Origin of the sequence: Glycomyces sp. NPDC046736 (genome assembly GCF_040645615.1) — a bacterium.
GTDB lineage: Bacteria > Actinomycetota > Actinomycetes > Mycobacteriales > Micromonosporaceae > Glycomyces.
The window spans coordinates 1-23,842 of record NZ_JBEYYO010000023.1 but is presented as its reverse complement, the minus strand read 5'-3'; the positions used below and the strand labels follow the sequence as shown (position 1 = coordinate 23,842).

Here is a 23,842-nt window from a genome sequence, read left to right as displayed (position 1 = left end):
GGATTGGGGAGGAGCAGCCTCATGGAGTATCTGATCGACGCGGTTTTCACCTCGAGCGTCGCGATTCCGAACGTACCCTCGGGCAGTGGCGAGCCGGGCCGGGTCTGGACGCAGGACGGCGAACTGCGAGTCCGGTCGGAGGTGGAGGCCGACGACCATGCATCGGCTGCCGCCGCGGCGGTCGAGGCGGCCGTGGAACTGGTCGAGTTTCGGTATGGCGCGGAAGGCATGCCGAAGCAACTCGAACTCGGGGAACTCCGGGTCAGGACGATTTCGTACGTGGAAGACCACATGCCCGGTCTGCCGTCATCGTGGATGACCGCGACCGACATCGCCCGCTATACCGGTCGGTCGCTCTCCCAGGTGATGCAGTCCATCGTCACCAAGGCAGGGTTCCCTGAACCGATAAGCACCGCGAGCGGCAGGTCGTCGAGGCTGTGGCCGGTCGCGGAGACCAAGGTGTTCTTGGATGAGTGGCTCGACCGGGTCGGCCGCCGCTGAGCGAGAGAAAGGCCGTCTCGGCCCCTGACCTGGCGTGGCCCCGCCGCTCTTCCGGGGCTTGGAATCGGGCGCCGCGCTCCCTACGATGAAGGCGTCGTCTATTCCAGGAGTGCGATTCCCTTGGCTCTCAACTCGAACATGGTTCCGCTCGGCACGCCCGCGCCGGACTTCTCGCTCCCCGACCTCGAAGGCACCACGTACTCGCTGGCCGATTTCAAGGCCCCGGCGCTGCTGGTGGCGTTCGTGTGCAACCACTGCCCCTATGTGCGCCACATCGAGCAGACCTTCGGGTCCTTCACCACCGGGCAGGCCGATCTGGACGTGGCCGCGATCTCGGCCAACGACGCCGAGAACTATCCCGACGACGCCCCCGCGGGCCTGGCCGACCAGGCCGCGCGGGCGCACTGGACGTTCCCGTACCTGGTGGACGAGTCGCAGGAGACCGCCCGCGCCTACAACGCGGTCTGCACCCCCGACTTCTTCCTGTACGGGCCCGACCGCCGCCTGGCCTACCGCGGCGCGTTCGACGGCTCGACCCCCGGCAACGGCGTGCCCGTCACCGGGGAGTACCTCGCGAACGCGATCGAGCGGGTCCGCGCGGGCGAGCCGGTCCCTGAGCCGCACTACCCGTCCACGGGCTGCGGCATCAAGTGGCGTTAGACCAGAGCGCCGTCGCGGGCGACGACGCGGCCGTTCTTGACCACGAGCTTGCGCTTGTGGTGTTCGAGGACGGCCTCTGACGGGTTGCGTCCGACCAGGGCCACCAGGTCGGCGTTGTCGCCCGCGGCCAGGCCGTAGCCTTCGAGGCCGAGCAGGCGCGCGCCGCCGAACGTGGCCGCTTCGAGGGCCAGCTCGATGTCGGCGTCCTTGCTGAAGCCGGCGTTGCGGGCGAACCACTGGGTGCGCTGGAGCATGTCGCCGGTGCCGTAGGGGCTCCACAGGTCCCGTACGCCGTCGTTGCCGATGCCCATCGTGACGCCGGCGGCGTCGAGCTCGCGCAGCGGCAGGATCTGCCTGGGGGCCACCGAGGTCAGGCCGATCCGCAGTTCGGCGAGGTCGGCGATGAGGCGCGCGCGGGTGGCGTCGTCGGCGTCGCACAACGCGAACGCGTGGCTGATGGTGACCTTCCCGGCGTAGCCGAGCGCGCGGGTGCGCTCGATGATGAGGTCGAACTCGGAGATACCGAGGTCGCCGCCGTCGTGGAGGTGGATGTCGATCTCGGCGCCGTACTTCTCGGCCAGGGCGAACACCAGGTCGAGGTGGGTCTCGGCGTCGCCGTCGAATCCGGCCGGGTCGATGCCGCCCACGGACTTGACGCCCGCCTTGAGGGCCTCCTCCATGAGGTCGGCGGTGCCGGGGCTGACGAGGATGCCGGTCTGGGGGAAGGCCACCAGTTCGACCTCGATGCGCCCGTCCAGGCGCGCGGCGGCCTCGCGCACGGCGTGGACCGCGCCGATGCCGATGCCCGGGTCGACGTCGACGTGCGAACGGGCGTGGGTGGTGCCGGAGACGACCATGTTGGTCAAGAGCGCGGTGATGAAGTCGGGGTTGGGGACCCCGAACTCGGCGCGGCGCTCGGCGCCGTAGGCGATCGCGGCGGCCAGTCCGGGCCCGGCGGTGCGCGGGACCCACGGGCCGCCCCAGAGGGTCTTGTCGACGTGGGCGTGGGAGTCGACCAGGCCCGGGATGACGACGGCGCCTTCGAGGTCCTCGACCTGGGCGCCTTCGGTTTCGAGCCCTTCGCCGACCGCGGCGATCCGGCCGTCCTCGATCCGCAGGTCGGTGCGGCCCTCACGGCCCCAGAGCCGGGCATCCTTCAGCAGCAGGTGGGTCATGGTTCGATCCTTTCGCCTCACACATAGCGGTATACCATTAACCGTGACGGTATACCTTTGACCGCGAGTCCGGCCACCGGCCGGGGAGAGAGACAGGTCATGACCCGAGCCGAACAGGTCTACCAGGCACTTCGCGAGCGCATCGTCACCGCCGAGGCCCGCCCGGGCCACCGCTTGATCGAACGCGACCTCGCCGCCGAGTTCGGGGTGTCCCGGATTCCGCTGCGCGAAGCGTTGCAGCGCCTGGCAGCCGACGGCCTGGTCACGACCGTTGCGGGCCAGGGCTCGATCGTCACGGTGCCGACCCCGAAGGACATCGAGGACCTGTTCGACGTGCGCGCCGGGCTCGAGCCGCTCGCCGCGCGCCTCGCGGCGCACCACGCCGGACCCGAAGCGCTGCAACGCCTCCGCGAGCTGGTGCGACCGGTCGACGACCCCGAGGCGCTGGTGGACGCGAACGCCGCGTTCCACCGCGAGCTCGTGGCCGCCGCCGCGAACCCGCTACTGGGGCAGATCATGGAACCGCTCGAAGCGCGGATGCGCTGGCTGTTCCACCTCACCTCGTTCAAGGGCGAGCGCGACCCGGTGCGCCAGCGCCGGGAGCACGCCGAGCTGCTGGAGGCGCTGGAGGCGGGCGACGGGGACCGGGCCGCGGCGATCACGTTGGCGCACATCGAGGACGGGCGGGGGCCCACGGTGGAGGCAGCACGGCGCTGGCAGGTGGAGGCGGTGGACGCGCGGGAGGCGACGCGGACGCGCAGGCGCCGTGTCAGTGCCTGATGAGGCCTTGCTGCACGGCGGTGGCGACGGCGGCGGTGCGGTTGTCGACGCCGAGTTTGGCGAAGATGTGCACGAGGTGGGTCTTGACGGTGGCCTCGGTAACGTAGAGGCGCTGCGCGATCTGCTTGTTGCCCAGGCCTTCTGCGAGCAGTGAGAGGATCTCGGACTCGCGGGCGGTGAGGGCGGGGCGGCCCGAGCGGACCTGGTCCATGACGCGGGCGGCGACCTTCGGGGAGAGGGCGCTCTCGCCGCGGGCGGCGGCGCGGATCGCGGCGAACAGCTCTTCGGGCGGGCAGGCTTTGAGGAGGTAGCCGGTGGCTCCGGCTTCGACGGCGCGGCGCACGTCGGCGTCGGACTCGTAGGTGGTGAGCACCAGGACGCGCGGCGGGTCGGGGAGGGCCAGGAGCGCGGCGGTGGCTTCGAGGCCGCCGGGGCCGTCGCCGAGCTGGAGGTCCATGAGGACCACGTCGGGTGCGGTCTCGCGGGCGCCGCGCACGGCGGCGTCGGCGTTGTCGGCCTCGCCCACGACCTCCATGTCGGCTTCGCCGTCGACGAGCGCGGCGAGGCCCGCGCGGACCACGGGGTGGTCGTCGACCAGGTACAGCCGCATCAGGACTCCTCGTTGATCGGATCGGTCGGTTCATCTCGGGCGGGTGGGCGTACCGGGCCGGGAATCCCGGCCGCTGGGGACGACGGGTCCCAGTGGGCCTCGCCGTCGAGCAGCGCCGTGCGGGCAGGTCGCATCAGGACTCCTCGGTGGTGAGCGGGACGGTGGCGGCGACGGTGGTGCCTTCGCCGGGGCGGGATTCGACGGTGAGGTCGCCGCCGACGCGGGCGAGGCGTTCGCGAAGGCCGGGGAGGCCGAACCCGCGGCCGGGGGCGACTCGGGCGAGGTCGAAGCCGCGGCCGTCGTCGTGGACGTCGAGGGTCACGGCGTCGCCGAGGTAGGAGAGGGTGAGCACCGCTCCGGTCGCTCCGGCGTGCTCGACGGTGTTGGCGAGGGCCCCTTGGGCGACGCGCAGGAGTGCGGCCGCGGCGGCGTCGCCGGTGTCGGCGGGCGCGCCTTCGACGGCCAGGCGGGTGGGCAGGCCCGCGCGGCGCTCGGTGTCGGCGCACAGTTCGCGCAGCGCTTCGGCGAGGGTGCGGCCTTCGAGGCGGGCGGGGCTGAGGTCGGCGACGAAGCGGCGGGCCTCGGCGAGGTTCTCGTCGGCGACCGCGGCGGCCTGCGCGGCGAGGGCGCGCGAGCGGTCCGAGCCCCAGGAGCGGTCGGCGGCTTGGAGGAGCAGGGCGATGCTGGAGAGGCCTTGGGCGAGGGTGTCGTGGATTTCGCGGGCGAGGCGTTCGCGCTCTTCGAGGGCCCCGGCCCGCAGCTGCGAGGCCGCGAGGGTGTCTTGAGCGGCGACGAGGTCGTCGATGAGGCCTTGGCGTTCGCGGATCTCGTGCTGGAGGACCCAGAACACGGCGGTGATCATGGCGGCGATGCCGATCGGGGCGAGCACGAGGCTCGGTTCGAACACGTCGGCGATGCGCAGCTGCCCGGCGATGACGGCGGCGGTCAGGACCGCGGCGGCGGCCACGGTCGCTTTGGCCGGGAGGAGCCTGAGGCACAGGAAGTACAGCGGCACGGCGCACCACGCGAACGAGGGCGCCAGGAGCACGAGCGCGACGTAGACGCCGAGGACCAGGCCGAGCCAGATCGGGCGGGCGGTCCCGAGGGTGCGCCACAAGGCCAGCCCTGCGGCATAGAGCGCGGCGAGGATCGCGGCCACGGTCAGGGCCGCGACGGTGAGACGGTCGGTGAGCTCGTGCCGGGCGGCCACGCGCGCGGCCGAGGCGGCGAGCAGCAGGAAGAACCCCGCGTGCATCGCCCCGTTGAGCCAGGACCGCTCCCCCACCGTCGCCTCCTCGTGTGCCGGCCAGCCTATGGCCCGGGTGGTGCCCGCACTCCCGCCTCAGAAATCCTATATCATATAGGATATATCCTATAGGGTTCGTGGCGCGGGCGTGCGCTTCGAGCGTGCCCGCCCCGCACGCTGGGCGCATCAATCGAAAGGTGGAGAAGCGGGGTCCATCGCCCGGCGCGGCAAGACCCGTCTTCGGCTCGATGCGGGCGGGTCCGCCGCTCGGGAGCATTGAGGGCACACCGGCCGGAGCGCCGGACCCGAGATTTCAAGGAGTCAGCAATGAACGCCATGCCCCAGACCTTCCGCAAGCGCCTCGCCATCGGCGCGGTCACCGGCCTCGCCGTCGTCGGCGGGATCGTGGGCCTGAGCGCCTACGCCGCCCCCGGGACCACCGCCGAGGCCGCGCCGGTCGAGACGATCGCGGTCGCCGACGTCCAGGAGGAGGGCGTGCGCACCGCGAACGCGCTCACCCACGAGGCCGCGCTCGCGATGCTCGACGCCGCGCAGGACAAGGCCGCCGAACTCGACCAGCGCGTCACCGTGGCGATCGTGGACCGCAACGGGAACACCATCGCGATGGTCAAGGGCGACGGCGCGGGCCCGCAGAGCCCCGACTCGGCCGAGCGGAAGGCGTACACGGCCGCCTCGTGGGGCCAGCCGACCAGCGCGCTGACCGAGGGCGCGACCGGTGACGCGCCGAGCATCGCCGACATCCCCGGAACCCTGTTCCTCGCGGGCGGCGTCCCGGTGACCTTCGACGGCGCGCCCATCGCGGGCATCGGCGTCGGCGGGGCCCCGTCGGGCGACATCGACGAGGAGATCGCCCTCGCCGGACTCGCCGCGCTCGAGAACGCCGACCGGTAATGCACGCGCGCAAGGGGATCGGGCGCCGGGCGGCGCTCAGCGCGGGCCTCGGCCTGCTCGCCGCCTGCGCTCCGGTCCCCCGGCCGCGCGAGTCGAGGCCGCAGGGGGACCAGGCCAGGCCCGGCGGGGTTCGCCCCGGGGCATTCGACGCGGAGCTGCTGGCGGCGGCCGAGGCCGGGGAGGCCGCAGCGGTTGCGACGCTGCTGGCCCAGGGTGCGGACGTCGAGGCTCGCGACGACGAGGGCCGGAGCCCGCTCATGCTGGCGGCGTTGGGTGACCGCGTCGAGGTCGCCCGGGCGCTGGTGGACGCGAACGCCGACCCGGACGCGCCCGACGACCTCGGCGACACGCCGTGGGTCACGTGCGGCGTGACCGGTTCGGTCGCGATGATGCGCGTCCTGCTCCCGACCGGGCCCGACCTCGCGATCCCCAACCGGCGCGGCGGCAGCCCACTGCACCCGGCCGCCGAACGCGGCCACGTCGACTACGTGCGGGAAGTCCTGGCGGCCACCGACATCGCGACCGAGATCGACCGCGTCAACTTCAACGGCTGGACCGCGCTCCTCGAAGCCGTGGCCCTCGGCGACGGCGACGAACCGCACCAGGAGATCGTCGCGGAGCTGCTCGGCGCGGGAGCCGACGCGGGCATCGCCGATCGGAACGGCCGCACCGCGTTGCAGCACGCGCGCGAAAGGGGCTACCAGGTCATCGAGGACCTGCTGAGCTGAGCGGTGTGCGAACTCCGGGCGGTATCGGAGCCCGTTCGCTGCGCTCGGCGACGGCTCGCGAGCGTCGCCGAGGCTAACTCCAAAGGCCGTGGAGCGGGATCTCCAGCTCGCCGAGCATGTTCCGCAGCAACGGCATCGACAGGCCGATCACCGTGCCGGGGTCGCCTTCGATCCTGTCGATGAACGCCGAACCGTAGCCGTCGAGCGTGAACGAGCCGGCCACGTGCAGCGGCTCACCGGTTGCCACATACGCGGCGATCTCCTCGTCGGCGACCTCGGCGAAGTGCACCACGGTCCCCGAGGCGCGCACGACCCGCCGATCCGCGGCCGGGTCGATCAGGCAGTGCCCGGTCCACAGGGTGCCGGAGTTGCCCCGCATGCGCTTCCATCGCGAGGTGGCCTCCTCGGGGCCCTCGGGCTTGCCGAGGATCTCGCGCCCGAAGTGCAGCACCGAATCGCAGCCGAGTACGAGCGACTCCGGGCTGACCAGATTCAGGACCGCCTCGGCCTTCATCTCGGCCAGCGCGTTCGCCAGCTCGGCCGGGTCCTCGCCCATGACGCGGCTCTCGTCCACGCCCGAGACGATGACCTGCGGCTCGATCCCGGCGGCCTTGAGCAGCTCCCGACGCGCGGGCGACTGCGAGGCCAGCACGAACGGCCGGGTCAACGGTCGGTCCCCCGGCGGGCCGGGACGGCGGCCTCGCGCCAGGACCGGCGGACCCGCAGGCGCAGGCCCGGGTTCGACCAGGCGGCTCGGCGTCCGGGGACCTCGGTCTCCTCCTCGGCTCGCGGCAGCGCCGTGATCAGGCCGACCAGGGCGGCCAGTTCCTCGTCGCTCGGGTTGCCCCGCAGGACCTTGAGCTCCATCGCGCTACTCCTCGTCGAAGTCGAATTCGCGGTGCACCCGCTCCCAGAACCCGTCGCGGACCCAGATCCGCGCTTCGGGGTGGTCGCGTAGAGAGTAACCGAGTTCCTTCTCGGCTTCCACCAGCAGCTCCTTGTCGATGACGGTGGGCAGCTGCGGGCCCGGCAACAGGTCGGCGATATTGTCCGCGCCGCGGGTCAAGAGCCACTTGTGGCCAACGTACTCCCCGACCGAGCGCACGGTCTCGGGGTCGAGCTTCTCACCGGTCTGGGTCGTGCGCACGAACTTCGGGCGGGCCGACTCGGCCTGCGCGAGGGCGTCGGCCGCGTTCATGGTCACCGCCACGGACTGGCGCTGGCCGAAGACGGCGGCCGGGCTGGGCACGCGCGGTTCGGGCTGGGCCATCGGGGCGCCGACCATGTTGAACGTGGCCGCGGCGGCGGTGCCGTTCTTGGTGAAGTAGGCGCGCAGGTCCTCGGACTCGATGGTCTCGACCGTGTCGGACTCCCACACCAGGCGCTCGGCCTGGTTGGTGCCGTAGGGGGGTTCGACGCCCCAGAGGTGGACGCGCACGCCGTAGGCCTGGGCGACCTCGACGGCCGGGACCATGTCCTCGTCGCCGGCGAGGAGGATCGCCTCGTGGATGGCGCGGTGGCGGGCCAGGAGTTCGAGGTCGGAGCGGATCTGCGCGTCGACGCCCTTCTGCTGGCCGCGCGAGTTGAGGTTCCCGAGGCGGACCTTGACGTATTCCATGTTGGCGATGACGCGCTGGTCGACGGTGGGCACGCGGTCGCGGGCCGCGTCGAACCAGTAGAGGCGGAGGAGTTCGCCGTCGGAGAGGCGGTGTGCCGCGCGTTCGATGAGCGATTTGATGAGCTTCTCGGCGTCCACGCGGTAGTCGCGCCGGGAGGTGGCTTCGAGCAGGAGCTCGGCGGCGGCCGCGTAGAGGTAGCCGACGTCGATCAGGATCGCGTACCGCCGGGAAGGCAGTCCTGGAAGCATTCCTCCGATTGGTGTCATCTGCCCACTCCCAACATCCGGCGGGACGATTCGTCCCGCTTCCCCCAGCTCTCTAAGACGGTACCCGGATCGCACTCCCCGGAGGGGAGTGGTGCACGCCGCTCCGCGTGGCAACCGGGTTTCGCCCGGTAAACGCGGGCGGGCCCGAACCGGACGCGCGCCACCCTCACCGGATCGGGTGAGAGAGCGCTTCCGACGAGGCGGGAGATCCGGCATGAGAACGGATCGCGTACGGCGAAGGGCGGCGGGCGCTTCTGCGTCCGCCGCCCTTCGTTAATTCTTAGAGCGGGATGTTGCCGTGCTTCTTGGCGGGGAGTTCGTCGCGCTTCGAGGCGTTCATGCGCAGACCGCGCACCAGCATCGCGCGGGTCTCGCGCGGTTGGATGACCGCGTCGATGTAGCCGAGCTCGGCCGCCGTGTACGGGTTGTTGAGCTTCTGCTCGTACTCGGACATGAGCTCGGCTCGCTTGGCCTGCTCGTCGTCGGCCTTCGCCAGCTCGCGGCGGTAGAGGATGTTGACCGCGCCCTGCGAGCCCATGACCGCGATCTCGGCGGTCGGCCACGCCAGGTTCAGGTCCGCGCCCACGCCCTTGGAGCCCATGACGCAGTACGCGCCGCCGTAGTCCTTGCGCGTCACGACCGTCAGCTTCGGCACCGTGGCCTCGGCGTACGCGTAGATCAGCTTCGCGCCGCGGCGGATGATCCCGTCGTGCTCCTGCGAGGTGCCCGGGAGGAACCCGGGGACGTCCACAAAGGAGATGATCGGGATGTTGAACGCGTCGCAGAACCGGATGAACCGTGCGGCCTTCTCCGAGGCGTCGATGTCGAGGCAGCCGGCGAAGTGCATGGGCTGGTTGGCGACGACGCCCACGGGCTTGCCGTCGAGGCGCCCGAACCCGGTGATGATGTTCTTCGCGAACAGCGGCTGGGTCTCCAGGAACTCGCCGTCGTCGAGCACCGATTCGAGGACCTTGTGCATGTCGTACGGCTGGTTCGCCGAATCGGGGATGACGGTGTCCAGCGCCAGGTCGTCGGCGGTGATGTCGAGGTCGAAGTCCTTGGACTCGAACGCCGGCGGCTCGTCGAGGTTGTTCGAGGGCAGATAGGAGAGCAGGTGCTTGACGTACTCCAGCGCGTCGGACTCGTCCGAGGCCAGGTAGTGCGCGTTCCCGGCGACCGCGTTGTGAGTGCGGGCCCCGCCCAGCTCCTCCATGCCGACGTCCTCGCCGGTCACGGCCCGGACCACGTCGGGCCCGGTGATGAACATGTGGCTGGTCTGGTCGACCATCACCGTGAAGTCGGTGATCGCCGGCGAGTACACCGCGCCGCCCGCGCACGGGCCCATGATCAGCGAGATCTGCGGGATGACCCCGGAGGCGCGCACGTTGCGGAAGAAGATGTCGGAGTAGCCGCCCAGGGAGGCCACACCCTCCTGGATGCGGGCGCCGCCGGAGTCGGAGATGCCGATGATGGGGCGGCCGGTGCGCAGCGCCAGGTCCTGGATCTTGGTGATCTTCTCACCCGAGACCTGCCCGAGCGAGCCGCCGAGGACGGTGAAGTCCTGGGCGAACACGCACACCTCGCGGCCTTCGATGGTGCCGTAGCCGGTCACGACGCCGTCGCCGTAGGGCCGGTTGGCCTCCATCCCGAAGTTGGTGGATCGGTGCCGCGTCAAAGCGTCGAGTTCGACGAACGACCCCTCGTCGAGGAGCTCTTCGAGCCGCTCGCGGGCGGTGCGCTTGCCCTTCTCGTGCTGCTTCTCGATCGCCCGGGGGTTCCCGGTCGCCGCTTCTGAGAGGCGCTCGGCCAGGTCGGTGAGCCGCCCGGCGGTCGTGTGGAAGTCGATGTCGGTCACGCTTCGGATCGTATCGGCCCGACCTGTGGCTACGCTATGTGCGTGAGCACACCGACGAGAAAGCCACTGGACCGCCATGCCCTCTGGTCGCTGTTGTCGGAGAAGTCCGACTTCTGGACCGAGGTCAATGTGGTCGGGGTCACTGGATCCACGAACGCGGACCTCGCCGAGGCCGCCCGGCACGGCGCCGAAGAGGGCCGCGTCCTCATCGCCGAAGAGCAGTCGAGCGGCCGAGGGCGCCTGGACCGCCGCTGGACCAGCCCGGCCCGCGCAGGCTTGACCATGTCGTTCCTGCTGCGCCCCACCGCACCCCGCGAGACCTGGGGCACCTTGAGCCTGCTCACGGCCGTGGCGCTGGAGGAGACCCTCAAAGCCGTGTGCGGGTTGAGCGCCAAACTCAAATGGCCCAACGACGTGCTCCTCGACGGCCGCAAGGTCTGCGGCATCCTCGCCCAGGCCGAAGGCGGCGCGGTCGTCATGGGCGCGGGCCTGAACGTGTCCCTCACCGAGGACGAACTGCCCGTCCCCGAAGCCACGTCGCTGCTGCTCGCGGGCGCGACCGCGCTCGACCGCGAAGTGATCGCCGCGGAGTTCCTCGCCCACGTCGGTGCCGTGTACCAGTCGTGGAACGAGCGCGGCCCGGCCTCGGTGATCGAGCGCTGGCAGCGAAACTCCGCCACCTTGGGACGCCATGTCGCGGTATCGTTCCCGAACGGCCGCAGCCTTTCGGGCCGCGCGGTCGGCATCGACGCCGACGGTCGCCTGCAAGTCGCCCCCGACGGCGCAGGCGCGGTGGAGACGGTCGCCGCAGGAGACGTCGTCCACCTGCGACCCCGGGACTGAGCCGCATTCACCGCGAACGAATCCGCTACCGAGGAGTGGCGCCTTGACCGAACATCAGGATCCGCAGCGGCCCCTCACCCGGCACCAGGGGCCGACCGGTCTCGACCCTGACGGCGAGGCGCTGTACCGGCTGCTGCTCGCCAAGTCCGACGCCACCGAGGCGCACCTGGCCGCCGAGTCCGGCAGGCCCGCTTCCGAGGTGAAGGCCGTGCTGGAGCGGCTGGTCGAGGACGGGTACGCCACCATGGTCGCCGATTCGCGCTTCCGCGCGGTCGGGCCCGACGCGGTCCTGGGCGGGCGCATCGCCTCGCAGCTGGGCGAGGTCCTCGGCGAGTACGAGGCGCTGCGCGAGCTCCTGGGCATCCGCCGGGCCGGGCCCGGCGGGGGCATCGGAGGCGGGCACGGCAGCTGGGAGGTCGTCACCGGCGCCGAGGCGATCCGCTCGCGGCTGCGGCAGCTCAAAGGGTCGGCCGAGGAGCACCTGCGCACGTTCGTGCGGCCGCCGATGGTCCTGCCCGCGCCCGAGTCGGCGCTGCACCTCGGGCTCCAGGAGCGCGGCGTGCACCACCGGATGCTGTTCGACCGGACCGTGCTCGACGACCCGTACGTCGACCATGTGCGCCAAGCGCTCGGCTCGGGCGACGAGGTCCGCTTCGCCAAGCGGCTGCCGCTGAAACTGCTGGTCGTGGACGACCGGACCGCGGTGATCGAGCAGCCCGGCGAAGGCCGCCCGAAGGCCATCGTGACCGGCAACCGGTCCATAGTCGAGCTCGCGGGAGCACTCTTCGAGCAGCTGTGGGCCGCGGGAGTGCCCGCGACCTCCGGCATCGCCGACGGCGCGCGCATCGACGAGGACGACGCGGTCCTGCTGGGCCTGCTCATCGCGGGCCTGACCGACCAGTCCATCGCGTCCAAACTGGGCATCGGACTGCGCACCGTCCAGCGGCGGGTCCGCGAGCTCATGGACCTGGCCGATGTGGACACTCGGATCCAACTCGGCTGGCACGCGGCCAAGAACGGCTGGGTGCCTTAGGAGTCCAGGCGGCGGCAATCGGGGGGCCGGACGCGGAGCCTCGGTGTTGTACTGTGCTTTTGAACAAATGCACCGCCCCCGCCCGTTCTCACTCCTGGAGGTCCGCAGTGGGATATCCCGACGATCAGCTCGCCCGCGGCGAAGTGGTCAAACTGCACACCCGCCCGCACTGGAAGGAAGGCGTCGGACCCGTCCTGTGGTTCGTGGTCTTCCTCTGCATCGGCGCCATCGCCATCACCTTCACCTCCCGCATGGAGTGGGAGGGGAAGATCTGGCTGGTGCTCGCCGAGGTCGTCCTCACCATCGCCCTGCTGGTGTGGCTCTCGGTGATCCCGTGGATCCGCTGGCGCTCGACCCATTACGTGATCACCGACCAGCGCGTCATGTGGCGCGACGGCCTGGTGACCCGCGAGAGCCGCCACATCCCGCTCGCCCGCGTCAACACCGTGTCGTACACGCAGAACGTGTGGGAGCGGATCTTCGGCTTCGGCGACATGAACATCGACTCCGCTTCGGACGACGGCGAGATCAACCTCATCGACGTGCCGAGGGTCGACAAGACCAAGGCCCTGCTCTATCAGCTCGCCGAGGACGACCGCTCGCGGCGCTCGGGCGCCGGCCCCGAGGGCGACGGCACCTGATCGGAAGCTCGCGGCCCCGGTCTCCTTCGGGAGGCCGGGGTCGTTCGCGTTGCCGCGTCAGGCTTCGACGAGTTCGGGGTGGCGCGGGAAGACCCAGGTGCGGTAGGCGTAGAAGCGGAAGACCGTGGCCAGGCCGACGCCGACGACGTTCGCGGCGAGGTTGACCGCGAGGTCGGAGCCGAAGTACTGGGGCCAGACCTGGGCGAGGCCGCTGTTGGCCCACAGGCAGCCGAGGGCGATGAGCAGGCCGATGCCGTTGAAGAAGAAGTAGAGGACGTACTGGCGGTGGGCCGCGGCGCTGCCGCGGCGGTCGCGCCAGGTCCAGTGCCGGTTGCCCAGGAACGCGAGCGTGGTGGCGATGACGGTGGAGACGATCTTGGCGCTCCAGTCGGCCCAGTCGAAGCCGAGGTAGAGCAGGTTGAACAGCCCGAGGTCGATCAGGTACGCGCTGCCGCCGACCCCTGCGAACCGCGAGAGCTCCCCGGCATGGCGCTTGACGAAGTCGACGGCGCGCGCGGCGAGCCCCGCACTGCGGGCCGCGGGCGGGGGCGAGGTGTCTGTCGAGGTCGGCATCACGCCAAAGCTTACCCGCAGCAGCCCTTTGGCGACAGACGCGAACTCCCGCTCCCGAACGCTGAAATCGCGCTCAACAGGGGGGCCGTCCACAACCCCCGCCCACCACGAGAGGGGAAGAATGCGCCGAGTCTCGCCGACCGGACCGACAGGAATCGCCCCGAAATCGGGTTCCTCACGAAAATGTCACCCGAAAGAGAACGCCGAGGCGTCCGGGGCGCAGAAGACGGCGAACGCGGGAGCGCACACGAGCGAGGCGTCACCGAACATCGGACTAGTGAACACCCTCCTCGGGCTCGGGCTCGGGCGCGAGCGAGGCGTCGCCTAGACGGTCAATGCTCAGTCGCCGCGCTGGCCGCTCCACAGCATCGCGGCGAGGCGGCTTCGAGCGGCGATGCTCAGTCGGTGTGCGGGGCCGCTACCGCCACCACTCCCACGATGAACGGGTCGTCGCCTCGGGTGAAGCGGATCACCGCGTTGTCGCCGGTCGAGGTCCGATGGACCGCGACGTCGACGCCGAACGCGTACCAGTTCGCGCCGTTGACCGCGCCCGCCGCGCTGCACGTCGCGGGCTGGCCGAGGCCGTTGCCGCCCGCGGTGAGCGAGTCGCCTCGGCGGTAGGCCGAGCCGCCCCACAGGGTGGCGGCGATGTCGACCTGGCCGCCGTCCTCGACCGCGATCTCGGTGTCCGCGGCCGGAGCACCGTCGTAGACCGCGACCTCCTTCTTCTCCGCGCCCGGCTCGGCGTACACGACCGTGAGCGACCAGCCCGCCCAGCGGTGCCCGACGCACGCCGTGCTCGCGTCCAGTGGCCACCCGACGCACTCCGAGACCGGCAGCTGGTGGTTGTCCGTGGCGACCCAGAACTCGCCGCCGCCCGAGACCAGGCCCGTCACGTCGGTGAACGCCTGCGTCCCCGAACCCGTGTCGCGCCGCGAGTCCTCGCTCAGGCTCGTCCACGAGCCGTTCGAGTACAGCGAGACCTCCGAGGGCAGGTCGCTGCGCGAACCGGCCCAGTACAGGCCCGCCCACGCGATCGCAGCGCCGCCCGGCACGTCGAGCTTCGCGCCCGAGACGGCCTCGCCTTCGCGCCCGGCGGGCGCGTCCGAGGGCTTGTACGCCTTCATCGGCCAGCGGTCGCCCGCCCCGTAGAGCGCGCCGTCCTTGCACCCGGGCACCGAGCAGGTCATCCACGTGTTGCCCGCGGCGGTCACGCCCGTGGCGTCGAGGCTCGCGTACCCGACCTGGCTTCCGGCGGGAGCGATCGGGACCTTGAGGAACGTGGTCCCGCTGATCCCCGGGCCCTCCACGGTGACTTTGAAGGTCTGGTAGCCGCTGACGTCGGCGCCGATCAGGATGCGCAGGTTCGCTTCGGCCGGCGACGGCATCTTCGCGATCGAGCAGCTCACGACCGCGCCCGACTCCACGCAGGTCCAACCGGGCGCGGCGGTCTCGGACGCGAGCGAGATCCCTTCGGGGAACTCGATGTCGAGCGTGACGCGGTCGGTCGCGGCGGCCTGGCCCCAACCTGAGGCGGGCTCGACCGCCCCGGACTCGGGGTCCCTCGACGCGACCGGCGCGAAAGCGCCGCCGGTCCCGCCGGGCGCTTCGAGCCGGATCGGCAGGACCGCTTCGCCTCCGGCGACCAGGCCGGTGGTGCCGAGGCCGTGCTCGATCGCGTAGGCGGCCGGTTCGGCCGCGGGCGGCGTGGTCTCGTCGGGGGCCGGATCCGAGGTCTCCTCGGCCGGGTCGTCCGGGTCGGCGGGGTTCTCCGGGTCCTCGGGCGGGATCGGGTCGTCGGGGTCGGGTTCGGCCTCGACCTCGGACTCGTCCGAAGGGGCGATGATCGTCTCCTCGGGCGCGGCCTGGGGGTCCTCGGCCTCGTCGCCCGCGGTGAGCGCGAAGACCACGACCGCGGCGGCCACGGCCACCGCGGTGCCGGTCGCGACCGAGCCCTTGGTGCCGAGCTGCTGCACGACGCGCCGGACCCAGTTGAACGCGGCCTTGAACGGCGCGAACACCACCCCGATGAACCCGCCCACCACGAGCCCGGCGGCCGAGACCGCCCCGGCCGCGATGTACGGGGCCGCCGCGGTGCCGAGCAGGACGCCGGCGAGCACGCCGCGCAGTCCCGAGTTGAGCTCGGTGAGCTCGGCGAACAGCAGGTTGCAGGTGACGCACGCGTTCAAGTGGTCGTCCACTTTGGTGGCGTCGCGGTCGCCGAGCTTGCCCCGCACGCGAGCGCCCAGGCGGTCGACCGTCCAGCGGCACTCCTCGCGGGGCGAGTCGGCCGCGTGCTCGGTGAGGTAGTTCTGCCGCAGCTGCTCGCGGGCCCGGTAGGCCAGCGCGGAGACCCCGTTGGGGGTCATGCCGAGCAGGCGCGCGATCTTGGCCGGGGATTCCTCCTCGACCTCGGTGTGCCACAGGACCATCCGCCAGCGCTCGGGGAGCTTCCCGAACGCGAGCGCGGCGTAGCGGCGCTCCTGGCCCTCGACGGCGGGGTCGACGAAGATCTCGCCGGAGTCGTGCGGGGTGAGGTCGTCGGTGAACTCGACGCGCTTGTCGCGGCGGACCCGGTCGTAGAAGGTGTTGCGGAGGGTCTGGAGCATGTAGGGGCGGAAGGCGAGGTCGGGTCCGGCGCCTTCGCGGAGGGTGTGGAGGAGCTTGGCGAAGGTCTCGGAGACGAGGTCGTCGGCGCCGGCCGGGTCCCTCGAGAGGATGCGCGCGAGGCGGCGCGCGGAGTGGACGTGGCGCTCGTAGAGCTCGGCGTAGGCGGTGGTGTCGCCGCCGCGCGTGGCGTTGATGAGTTCGGGGTCGGAGCGGGTCTCGGGGGTGTCCTCCGTGATCGGCTCTTCGTCCACGCCGCGGGGATCGCCGGCGGGTACGGTCTCGGGCATCGGTCGCCGGTGCTCCTTCCTGGTTGCGCCGAGCTCGTACCATCGGGGGCTCGGGTCGTGCTCGCTTAGGGGAGAGGAGTTCTCGAAGTCTCCCTTGGGTTAACGATCGAGGACGCCTCAAGTTGCGCTCCGTCCGGAGGTTCTGGCACACGATCGCCGCGAACTGGACATTGCTGCGAGTTTAGGGCGAAAACCTTGCATGGCCATGGATCGTGATGCGTTTGTGACCAGGTGTGATGGTATTGGGACTTCCCGTCCGGGTTCCAGGCAAGTGTCGGAAATACGTCAGGCCATTGCGTACCGTTGGCTAACCGCATGGTGTGATGCGAACAACGCAGAGGAGGTGAGCGATGCCCGCTTCGGTGCTGCTGGCGCTGCTGGCCGCGACGGCCCTGCTGGCCCTGACCCCGGCGCTGGTGCGCCGCTACGACCCGGACGAGCGGATGATCGCCGACCGGGCCTCCTCTGACGCGCGCGTGCTTTCGCGCGAGGCCGAGCGTTCCGCGCGGCCCGTTTCGCACCGGACCGCGGACCTCGGTACGCCTGAACAGGGCGGGGACGAGGATTCGCTCGATGCCCTTTTGGACTCGCAAGACGTTCCGGCCCAAGGCGTCTCGCGCGGGTGGGAGCGGCGCGGCACGCGCCTGGGGGACTCGGTACGGTTGGAGGACGACGAGTCGTTGACCGGCGAGGAACCCCAGATGCACGAGCAGGCAAGGCTTCGGCAGTTGCGCGCCGAGTGGTGGCGCAGGCGCCATCGCCGGATCCTCTACGTGCTCATCGCGCTGACCGTGCTCGAACTGGCGGGCGTGGCGATCGCGGGTCCTGGGTTCTGGATCGGCGCCGGGTTGTCGCTCGTGGCCCTGGTCGGGTACGTGTACTTCCTGCGCGAGCGGGCCAAGCGGATGCGCCGCCGCCCGAAGGCGATGATCACCGCCGAGCCCGAGCACGAGGAGGTCGGTCCGCCGACGTACGTGCCCGAGCAGCCCGACGGTGACGACGAGGACGCTGAGCCCCGCGAGTCGTTCCTGTTCGAGAACGGGACGCTCGGCGGCGAGGCTGCGCCCGCGCCGCGTCCGGACCCGCGGCGGCCCGAGGGCCCGGCGGGGGTGCGGGGGCGCTCCTACGAGGCTCCGGCGAAGCTCGAACGTTGAGCCGGGCCACATCGGGGCTGCGGCTAGAATCGAGCGGTTATGCCTGATGAGGAATCCCAGCACCGCCATATCCTGACGTTCAACTTCCGCCAGGGACGCAACAAGCCCCGCCATGACGAGGCGTTCGCGTCGCTGTGGCCGCGCTACGGCCTGGAGTGGGCGCCGGGCGAGGGCCGGATCGACTTCGCGAAGCTGTTCGGCCGCGAGGCGCCGCTGGTGCTGGAGATCGGTTCGGGCAACGGCGAGGCCGCGGCCGCGATGGGCGCGGCCGACCGTGACCGGGACCTGCTCGCCGTCGAGGTCTACCCGCAGGGCATCGCCGACCTGATGGACCGCGCCGAGGAGCGCGGTCTGACGAACCTGCGGATCTACCAGGGCGACGCGCTGCCGCTGCTGTGGGAGGCCCTGGCCCCGGAGTCGCTGGACGAGGTGCGCGTGTACTTCCCCGACCCGTGGCCCAAGAAGCGCCACCACAAGAGGCGCATCATCCAGCCCGAGCACGTGCGAACCCTCTCTGGGCTCCTGCGCCCGGGCGGGGTCTTCCACTGCGCCACCGACATCGCCGACTACGCCGACCAGATGCTGGAAGTCCTCACCGCCGAGCCGACCCTGGAAAACACGGCAGAAGACTTCGCCCCTCGCCCCGACCACCGCCCGGTGACAAAATTCGAACGCCGAGGAGTGAAAGCAGGCAGAGAAATCTTCGACCTGCTCTTCCGCAAGCGCTAACGGGGTCCGTTCGCTCAGTCGAGCGGATCGGTCCGGTCGGTGAGGCGGCGGTGCCAGGCTTTGGCTGAGGCGTCGGTGAGGGAGGCGACCTGGTCGACCACTGCTCTGAGGCGGGCGGGGTCGTCACCGGCTCGGTTCCAGGCGTCGGCGAACTGCGGGTCGAGGGCGTCGGCGCCGCGGTCGCACAGCATCTCGACCAGTTCGCGCAGGATCTCCCGCTGACGGGTGTACCAGTCCTCGGCCGCTCGCGGCCGCATCACGTAGCGCCAGGCGATGCCTTTGAGGAGCGCGCACTGGATCCGCTCGGACTCGGGGACGACCAGGTCGGCGTCGTAGCGGCGCAGCTGGCCGTCGCCGAACTGCTCGCGGGTGGCGCGAGCGGCGGCCTTCACGAAGCGGCCCACCATGTCCGAGGTGACGCGTTTGAGGGCGACCTGAGCGCCGAAGGAGCCGTCGTAGTCGTGGAGGGGTTCCAGGAGCGGATCGCGCAGCAGTTCGCGCAGGGCCTCGCCGAGGGAGGCGGGCGAGTCGTCGCTGTAGCGGCCCGCGGCGTCTTCGCAGACGGCGGCCTGCTCGCCCGCGTCGTCCATGAGTTTCGCGAGGTTGATGTAGCCGCCGTAGAGGCCGTCCTCGACGTCGTGCACCGAATAGGCGACGTCGTCGGACCAGTCCATGACCTGGGCTTCCAAGCACTTCGCGCGTTCGGGGGCACCGCCGCGGAACCAGTCGAAGACCGCGCGGTCGTCCTCGTAGACGCCGAACTTCCGCACGCCCTCACTTGCGGCCCAAGGGTATTTGCACATCGCGTCGAGTGAGGCGCGGGTGAGGTTGAGCCCGGCCGAGGCGCCCTCGGCGTCGAGGACCTTCGCTTCGAGGCGGGCCACGACCCGCAGGGTCTGGGCGTTGCCTTCGAAACCGCCGCACGCCGCGGCGGCCTCGTGGAGGGCGTCCTCGCCGTTGTGCCCGAACGGGGGATGCCCCAGGTCGTGGGCGAGTCCGGCCAAGTCGACCACGTCGGGGTCGCAGCCGAGCGCCGAACCGAGCTCGCGCGAGATCTGGGCGACTTCGAGGGAGTGGGTGAGGCGGGTGCGCAGGAAGTCGTCGGTGCCCGCGGTGTGGACCTGGGTCTTGTCGGCGAGCCGCCTAAACCCCGCGGAGTGGAGGATGCGGGCCCGGTCGCGCTGGAACGGCGAACGCGCCGAACCGGGCTCGGCCACCAGCCGCTCCGCGGCGGGCCAGCGCTTGGCCAGGGGATGCAGTGCGGGATCGGTCACGGGTCGAGCTTAGCCCGCGCCACTGGCCGGGCCCTGAAGACGAGGTGGACGGGGCACGGCGAAGGGGACCGGCCGCGTGTCGAGCGCGCGGCCGGTCCCCTCGGTGGAGCAACCGTCGGGAGTTACTTCAGGTAGAGGCGGAGGACGCCGACACCGTCGCCGTCTTCGCTGCCGTGGGCCCAGGCGAAGGCCGAGAGCGGCTCGGCGCCGTCGAACTCGCCGGGGAAGGACTCCTGGGCGGCGGCCAGGTCGATCCACACGGCCACGGCCGAGCGGTCGGGGGCCACCGAGGCGAAGTCCTCGAAGCGGGAGTCGTCGGAGAGCTTGCCCGAGCCGGTGTCGGAACCGGTGTAGGACAGCTCGGAACCGTCCACTTCGACGCCTTCGGGGAGCGGCTGGCCCTGGGTCCAGGAGGCGATGAGGTCTTCGAGCTCCTGGGCGCGGTTCTCGTCGAGGTTCGCCGAGAAGTACGCCGAGTCGGGGTCGACCCCTTCCGCGTCGTCGAAGCTCCCGGCGAAGCTGAGGCTGGCACCGGCGAGGAGGTCCGCGGCCTCGTTGACCTGGTCCTCGATCTCGCCGAAGTCGCCGCCGCTCGAGTAGTCGTCGTAGTACGGGTCGTCCTCGGTCCCGGCCATCCAGTAGCGGTCCTGGAGCTCCTCGAAGCGGGCCACCTGGTCGTCCGAGAGGGTCCCGGCGTAGTAGCCGGACTCCAGTTCGAGGTACTCGGCGTACTCGTCGTCGGTGAGCGGCTCGCCGTAGCCGGTCGCGTAGTCGTCGCCGTAACCGTAGAGGCCTTCGAACATGCCGAGCCATTCGGCGACCATCTCGCCGATGTTCTCGGGGATGTACGCGGAGGCGGCGATGTCGGCGGCGGGCAGGTCGCCCATGTCGGAGATGAGGTTCTCCGAACCCTCCCAGCCGTCCTGCTCGCTGCCGAAGAGCCGGTAGTTGAGCTCGAAGCCCTCGTCGAACGCGGACAGGCCGGTGATCATCTGGCCCGAGTAGAGCTGCTCGATCATCTCGGCGCCCTCCTCGCCGACCTCGGCGGCGGCGAAGTCGGACAGGGCGTCCATGTCGACCCAGGACACGATGAGCTGGTCGCCGTCGAGCCAGGAGCGGGCCTCCTCATAGGAGGACGAGGTGGAGAGGGGCTTGTCGCCCGCTTCGCTCTCGGCCGCGGCCAGGGCGTCCTCGGCGTCGGTCTCGCCGAAGACCATGAGGACGTGGTCGTCCTCGACGGTGTAGGCCCACTGGTCGGTCTCGGCGCCGGAGGCGGCGCGGAACTTCGCGAGGCCGTCCTCGGCCGCGCCGGCGTCGGTGCTCGCGAGGCTGACCACGCCGTACTGCTCGCCGTCGTGCTCCCACATGGCGATGCCGTGGCGCTTGCCGAGCCAGGACGAGAGGTCCTCCTCGGCGTCGACACCTTCGAGGCCGGACTCTTCGAGGAGGTCGGCCAGGAGGTCGTCGGTGGAGTCGTAGTCGAGCTCGTCGAACTTGCTGAGGTGTTCGAGGAGCTTCGGGGTCTGGTCGAACGACGGGTCGAAGTTGACCTCGACGTACATGGAGGCCGAGGCCGGGAAGGACTCTGCCGGGTCAGGACCGTTGACCAGCACGAACTTGAACAGGACCACCGCGCCGACGGCCAGGAGGACCGCGACGCTCAGGATCGAGGCGATCGCGATCTTCGCGCCGCGACCGCCGCGCCCGGGCGGGGGCGGCGGGACGGGGGTGTACGCGCCCGGCGGGACGTAAGGCGGCTGGCCGCCCGCGCCCTGGTGCGGAGCCAGGGGCACGCCCTGCTCCACGTACGGCTGCGGCGCGGGCCCGTAGCCCGGCTGCTGCGACTGGTAGGGAGGCTGCTGCGGATACCCGGGGGGCCCAGAGGGCGGGCCCGGGTAGTACTGGGGATTTCCATCGCTCGACATGCTTCGACGCTACGGCGGGCAGGCGACATCCGTATCCCGAGAATGTGCCAATCAGGCCACGACCGGCGCGGGAAGGGTCAGAACTCGTAGACGCGGCCGGGCTCGACCACTTCGACCGGTCCGGTGTAGGCGGCCCGGGCCTCGGCGAGAGTGCGCTCTCGCGAACCCCACGGCTCCACCAGGTGGGTCAGCAGCAGGCGTTCGGCGCCGGTCTTGGTGGCGTACTCCCCCGCCTCCTTGCCGGTGAGGTGCACGTCCTTGGGATTGTCGCGTCCCTCCAGGTAGGAGGCCTCGGCCAAGAGCACGTCGCAATGCGCGGCGAGCGATTCGAGGGCCTGGCAGGGCCCGGAGTCGGAGGTGTACGCCAGGGAGGAGCCGGCGTGGTCGACGCGCACGCCATAGGTCTCCACCGGGTGCGCGACCCGGTCGACGGTGATCGACAGCGGGCCCAGCGAGAACGAGCCGGGCTGGAGCTCGCGGAAGTCGTACACGTCGTGGAGCGAGGGGTGGCACAGCTCGCCTTGGCCGCCGTAGGCGGCGACGATGCGCTGGCCGACCCCGGTGGGCCCGTACAGCGGGACCGGGTGCCCCGGGGCCTGGGGGGCGTAGCGGCGCATGACGGCGTAGCCGCACGCGTCGAAGAAGTGATCGGCGTGCAGGTGCGTGACGATGACCGCGTCGATCAGGTGCGGGTCGACGTGCTTCTGGAGCTCACCGAGCGAACCGGTCCCGAAGTCGATGAGGAGCCGGTAGCCCTCGGCCTCGATGAGGTACGCGGAGCAGGGCGTGTCGGGGGCCGGAAACGAGCCGGCGCATCCGATGATCGTCAGTTTCATGGCAGATCACACCTCATCGAGTACGGCCGCCGCCGCGTTCGGGAACAGGTTCCCCAGGAACCGGCGGGCGGTCCTGGTGAAGGCCTCGGGGTCGCCGGTCGCGAGGAAGCGGTGCGCGGCGGGTTCGGTGCGCATCGTGAGGAGGTCGCGCTCGGTGAGCACGCGGTAGAGTTCGCGGGCGCTCTCGCTCGCGGAGTTCACCAGCGTCACGTCCTCCCCCATCACCAGTCCTATGAGTCCGGTCAGCAGCGGATAGTGGGTGCAGCCCAACACGACCGTGTCGACGTCGGACTGCTGTAGCGGCTCAAGGTACCCCTGGGCGAGCCCTAGGAGCTGTCGGCCGGTTGTCACACCGCGTTCCACGAAATCCACGAACGCCGGGCAGGCGACCGCGGTCACCTCGACGTCCGGGACGGCGTTGAACGCGTCCAGGTACGCGCCCGAGGAGATCGTGGAGACCGTCCCGAGGACCCCGACCCGGCCGCTGCGCGTCGTGGCGACCGCGCGGCGGACGGCGGGCCTGATGACCTCCACGACCGGGATGTCGTACCGGTCGCGGACGTCGGCCAGGCTCGCGGCCGACGCGGAGTTGCAGGCGATCACGAGCGCCTTGACCTCCTGTTCGACAAGGTGGTCGCAGACGTCGAGTGAGAGCTTGCGGACCTCGGCGATGGGCCGCGGACCGTACGGGACGTGGGCGGTGTCGCCGACGTAGACGAGTCGCTCGGCGGGCAGCAGTTCGCTGATCGCCCTGGCGACTGTCAGGCCTCCGACACCGGAGTCGAAGATCCCGATGGGCGCGTCGTTCATGGGCTACGAGCGTACGTCCATTCCGGGCGCGCGCGCCCCTGCTCGCCACGGGAATGTCGTCAAAATGACAACGTGGCGAGCGCCACAATCATTGCGTTTCCGGGCGTGATGTGCCTTGGGAGGAGTTGCGGCGCAGCCCGGGTCGGGGCGCCTCGCCAGGCCTCAGGCCAGGCGGATCATCACGAACGCCGCGAGCAGCGTGACCGAGGAGGCGGCCATGAACATCCACGGCACCCCGCGGAACCGCACGGTCGCGAAGGCCATCATCGCCAGGACCATCCCGGCCACTCCGACGGAGATGAACGCGGGCGCGAACCAGTCCGGGCCGTCCCCGAAGATCTGGAACAGCCCCACGATCGCCGAGGCCACCCCGGCGAGCACGAGCACGAGCGCCCACGAGGCCACCCCCGCGAGCCTGCGAAGCCGCACCACGGGCGCCTCGGCCTTGAACGGCGCATCAGAGGTCACCGGAAGCGCCCCGGACGGAGCCGACTCCGCCTTCGGCGCCTCCCCCTGACGGGGAAGCCCGGTGCTCTGTTCGAGAATCGCAGCGCGCGTCTGGCCGGTACTCATCCCGCCAGGCTAGCAACCCCCGAAAAGTGCTCAGAACCGCACCAACGAGGGTCGGCGGGCGGCGGGGGGCGGGCGGCGGGCGGCGGGGGGCGGGCGGCGGGCGGCGGGCGGCGGGCGGCGGCGAGAGAGTGTCGTACCTTCGCGCGATGATTGATTCGGGGGCGACTGCGAACCGACACGCCCGACCGCGTGTGTCAACCCC

25 protein-coding genes are annotated in these 23,842 nt (G+C 71.0%); 10 read left to right on the top strand and 15 right to left on the bottom strand.

Features of this window, described 5'->3' with window-relative positions; genetic code table 11:
- The first annotated feature begins 21 nt into the window (after window positions 1–21).
- Window positions 22–501, top strand: a complete 480-nt coding sequence (locus AB0B28_RS20020; RefSeq protein ID WP_360123513.1) for a hypothetical protein — start codon at window positions 22–24, stop codon at window positions 499–501.
- Between the two features lie 120 nt (window positions 502–621).
- On the top strand, window positions 622–1,161 hold the full coding sequence (locus AB0B28_RS20015) for a thioredoxin family protein (RefSeq protein ID WP_360123510.1): 540 nt from the start codon (window positions 622–624) through the stop codon (window positions 1,159–1,161).
- Here the strand turns inward: AB0B28_RS20015 and AB0B28_RS20010 are convergent.
- The gene (locus tag AB0B28_RS20010; protein ID WP_360123507.1) at window positions 1,158–2,336 is read right to left on the bottom strand and encodes an amidohydrolase; all 1,179 of its coding nucleotides are present in this window, start codon (window positions 2,334–2,336) and stop codon (window positions 1,158–1,160) included. The genes AB0B28_RS20015 and AB0B28_RS20010 overlap by 4 nt on opposite strands.
- 99 nt (window positions 2,337–2,435) lie before the next feature.
- On the opposite strand from AB0B28_RS20010, the gene AB0B28_RS20005 reads away from it, so the two are divergent.
- Window positions 2,436–3,116, top strand: coding sequence for a GntR family transcriptional regulator (locus tag AB0B28_RS20005; protein ID WP_360123504.1), 681 nt, complete (start codon window positions 2,436–2,438; stop codon window positions 3,114–3,116).
- On the opposite strand, the gene AB0B28_RS20000 is transcribed toward AB0B28_RS20005, so the two are convergent.
- The 3 genes from AB0B28_RS20000 to AB0B28_RS19990 are packed head-to-tail and all read right to left on the bottom strand — an operon-like array spanning window position 3,106 to window position 5,011.
- Window positions 3,106–3,726 carry a response regulator transcription factor gene (locus tag AB0B28_RS20000; protein WP_360123501.1) on the bottom strand — a complete coding sequence of 207 codons (621 nt, stop codon included), beginning with the start codon at window positions 3,724–3,726 and terminating at the stop codon, window positions 3,106–3,108. The genes AB0B28_RS20005 and AB0B28_RS20000 overlap by 11 nt on opposite strands.
- Complete coding sequence (locus AB0B28_RS19995; RefSeq protein WP_360123498.1) at window positions 3,726–3,860, bottom strand: hypothetical protein; 135 nt, start codon at window positions 3,858–3,860, stop codon at window positions 3,726–3,728. The genes AB0B28_RS20000 and AB0B28_RS19995 overlap by 1 nt, the downstream gene beginning before the upstream one ends.
- The gene (locus tag AB0B28_RS19990; RefSeq protein WP_360123495.1) at window positions 3,860–5,011 is read right to left on the bottom strand and encodes a sensor histidine kinase; all 1,152 of its coding nucleotides are present in this window, start codon (window positions 5,009–5,011) and stop codon (window positions 3,860–3,862) included. The genes AB0B28_RS19995 and AB0B28_RS19990 overlap by 1 nt, the downstream gene beginning before the upstream one ends.
- A gap of 288 nt (window positions 5,012–5,299) precedes the next feature.
- On the opposite strand from AB0B28_RS19990, the gene AB0B28_RS19985 reads away from it, so the two are divergent.
- The gene (locus tag AB0B28_RS19985; protein ID WP_360123492.1) at window positions 5,300–5,884 is read left to right on the top strand and encodes a heme-binding protein; all 585 of its coding nucleotides are present in this window, start codon (window positions 5,300–5,302) and stop codon (window positions 5,882–5,884) included.
- Window positions 5,884–6,612: an ankyrin repeat domain-containing protein gene (locus AB0B28_RS19980; RefSeq protein ID WP_360123489.1), complete on the top strand. Its 729-nt coding sequence runs from the start codon at window positions 5,884–5,886 to the stop codon at window positions 6,610–6,612. Before AB0B28_RS19985 ends, AB0B28_RS19980 begins: the two co-directional genes overlap by 1 nt.
- A gap of 73 nt (window positions 6,613–6,685) precedes the next feature.
- On the opposite strand, the gene AB0B28_RS19975 is transcribed toward AB0B28_RS19980, so the two are convergent.
- The 4 genes from AB0B28_RS19975 to AB0B28_RS19960 form a co-directional block, all read right to left on the bottom strand.
- Window positions 6,686–7,279, bottom strand: a complete 594-nt coding sequence (locus AB0B28_RS19975) for a nucleoside triphosphate pyrophosphatase (RefSeq protein ID WP_360123486.1) — start codon at window positions 7,277–7,279, stop codon at window positions 6,686–6,688.
- Entirely contained in the window at window positions 7,276–7,479 is a 204-nt protein-coding gene (locus AB0B28_RS19970) for an acyl-CoA carboxylase subunit epsilon (protein ID WP_360123483.1), read from the bottom strand. Before AB0B28_RS19970 ends, AB0B28_RS19975 begins: the two co-directional genes overlap by 4 nt.
- 4 nt (window positions 7,480–7,483) lie before the next feature.
- Window positions 7,484–8,479 carry an NYN domain-containing protein gene (locus AB0B28_RS19965; protein WP_360123480.1) on the bottom strand — a complete coding sequence of 332 codons (996 nt, stop codon included), beginning with the start codon at window positions 8,477–8,479 and terminating at the stop codon, window positions 7,484–7,486.
- Window positions 8,480–8,777: 298 nt separating this feature from the next.
- The gene (locus tag AB0B28_RS19960; protein ID WP_360123652.1) at window positions 8,778–10,361 is read right to left on the bottom strand and encodes an acyl-CoA carboxylase subunit beta; all 1,584 of its coding nucleotides are present in this window, start codon (window positions 10,359–10,361) and stop codon (window positions 8,778–8,780) included.
- 33 nt (window positions 10,362–10,394) lie between these two features.
- Here AB0B28_RS19960 and AB0B28_RS19955 point away from each other — a divergent pair, with 33 nt between their 5' ends.
- The 3 genes from AB0B28_RS19955 to AB0B28_RS19945 all read left to right on the top strand — a co-directional run bounded on the left by AB0B28_RS19955 (window position 10,395) and on the right by AB0B28_RS19945 (window position 12,869).
- Window positions 10,395–11,195 (top strand): biotin--[acetyl-CoA-carboxylase] ligase, encoded by an 801-nt coding sequence (locus AB0B28_RS19955; RefSeq protein WP_360123477.1) that lies wholly within the window; start codon window positions 10,395–10,397, stop codon window positions 11,193–11,195.
- A 43-nt stretch (window positions 11,196–11,238) separates the two neighbouring features.
- A complete protein-coding gene (locus AB0B28_RS19950; RefSeq protein ID WP_360123474.1) occupies window positions 11,239–12,228 on the top strand; it encodes a hypothetical protein in 990 nt (329 codons plus the stop codon).
- A 107-nt stretch (window positions 12,229–12,335) separates the two neighbouring features.
- Window positions 12,336–12,869, top strand: coding sequence for a PH domain-containing protein (locus AB0B28_RS19945; protein ID WP_360123471.1), 534 nt, complete (start codon window positions 12,336–12,338; stop codon window positions 12,867–12,869).
- A gap of 57 nt (window positions 12,870–12,926) precedes the next feature.
- On the opposite strand, the gene AB0B28_RS19940 is transcribed toward AB0B28_RS19945, so the two are convergent.
- Complete coding sequence (locus AB0B28_RS19940; protein ID WP_360123468.1) at window positions 12,927–13,442, bottom strand: GtrA family protein; 516 nt, start codon at window positions 13,440–13,442, stop codon at window positions 12,927–12,929.
- Window positions 13,443–13,840: 398 nt separating this feature from the next.
- Complete coding sequence (locus AB0B28_RS19935) at window positions 13,841–16,339, bottom strand: sigma-70 family RNA polymerase sigma factor (RefSeq protein WP_360123465.1); 2,499 nt, start codon at window positions 16,337–16,339, stop codon at window positions 13,841–13,843.
- A gap of 350 nt (window positions 16,340–16,689) precedes the next feature.
- Here AB0B28_RS19935 and AB0B28_RS19930 point away from each other — a divergent pair, with 350 nt between their 5' ends.
- Window positions 16,690–17,493, top strand: a complete 804-nt coding sequence (locus tag AB0B28_RS19930; protein WP_360123462.1) for a hypothetical protein — start codon at window positions 16,690–16,692, stop codon at window positions 17,491–17,493.
- A 39-nt stretch (window positions 17,494–17,532) separates the two neighbouring features.
- A complete protein-coding gene (gene trmB / locus AB0B28_RS19925; protein WP_360123460.1) occupies window positions 17,533–18,222 on the top strand; it encodes a tRNA (guanosine(46)-N7)-methyltransferase TrmB in 690 nt (229 codons plus the stop codon).
- Between the two features lie 14 nt (window positions 18,223–18,236).
- On the opposite strand, the gene AB0B28_RS19920 is transcribed toward trmB, so the two are convergent.
- The 5 genes from AB0B28_RS19920 to AB0B28_RS19900 form a co-directional block, all read right to left on the bottom strand.
- A complete protein-coding gene (locus AB0B28_RS19920) occupies window positions 18,237–19,472 on the bottom strand; it encodes a deoxyguanosinetriphosphate triphosphohydrolase (RefSeq protein ID WP_360123649.1) in 1,236 nt (411 codons plus the stop codon).
- A 146-nt stretch (window positions 19,473–19,618) separates the two neighbouring features.
- A complete protein-coding gene (locus tag AB0B28_RS19915) occupies window positions 19,619–21,421 on the bottom strand; it encodes a hypothetical protein (protein ID WP_360123457.1) in 1,803 nt (600 codons plus the stop codon).
- Window positions 21,422–21,498: 77 nt separating this feature from the next.
- The gene (locus AB0B28_RS19910) at window positions 21,499–22,257 is read right to left on the bottom strand and encodes an MBL fold metallo-hydrolase (RefSeq protein ID WP_360123454.1); all 759 of its coding nucleotides are present in this window, start codon (window positions 22,255–22,257) and stop codon (window positions 21,499–21,501) included.
- Between the two features lie 6 nt (window positions 22,258–22,263).
- Window positions 22,264–23,067, bottom strand: a complete 804-nt coding sequence (gene murI / locus AB0B28_RS19905; RefSeq protein WP_360123451.1) for a glutamate racemase — start codon at window positions 23,065–23,067, stop codon at window positions 22,264–22,266.
- Between the two features lie 162 nt (window positions 23,068–23,229).
- Window positions 23,230–23,535, bottom strand: a complete 306-nt coding sequence (locus AB0B28_RS19900) for a hypothetical protein (protein WP_360123448.1) — start codon at window positions 23,533–23,535, stop codon at window positions 23,230–23,232.
- Window positions 23,536–23,842: the final 307 nt, after the last annotated feature.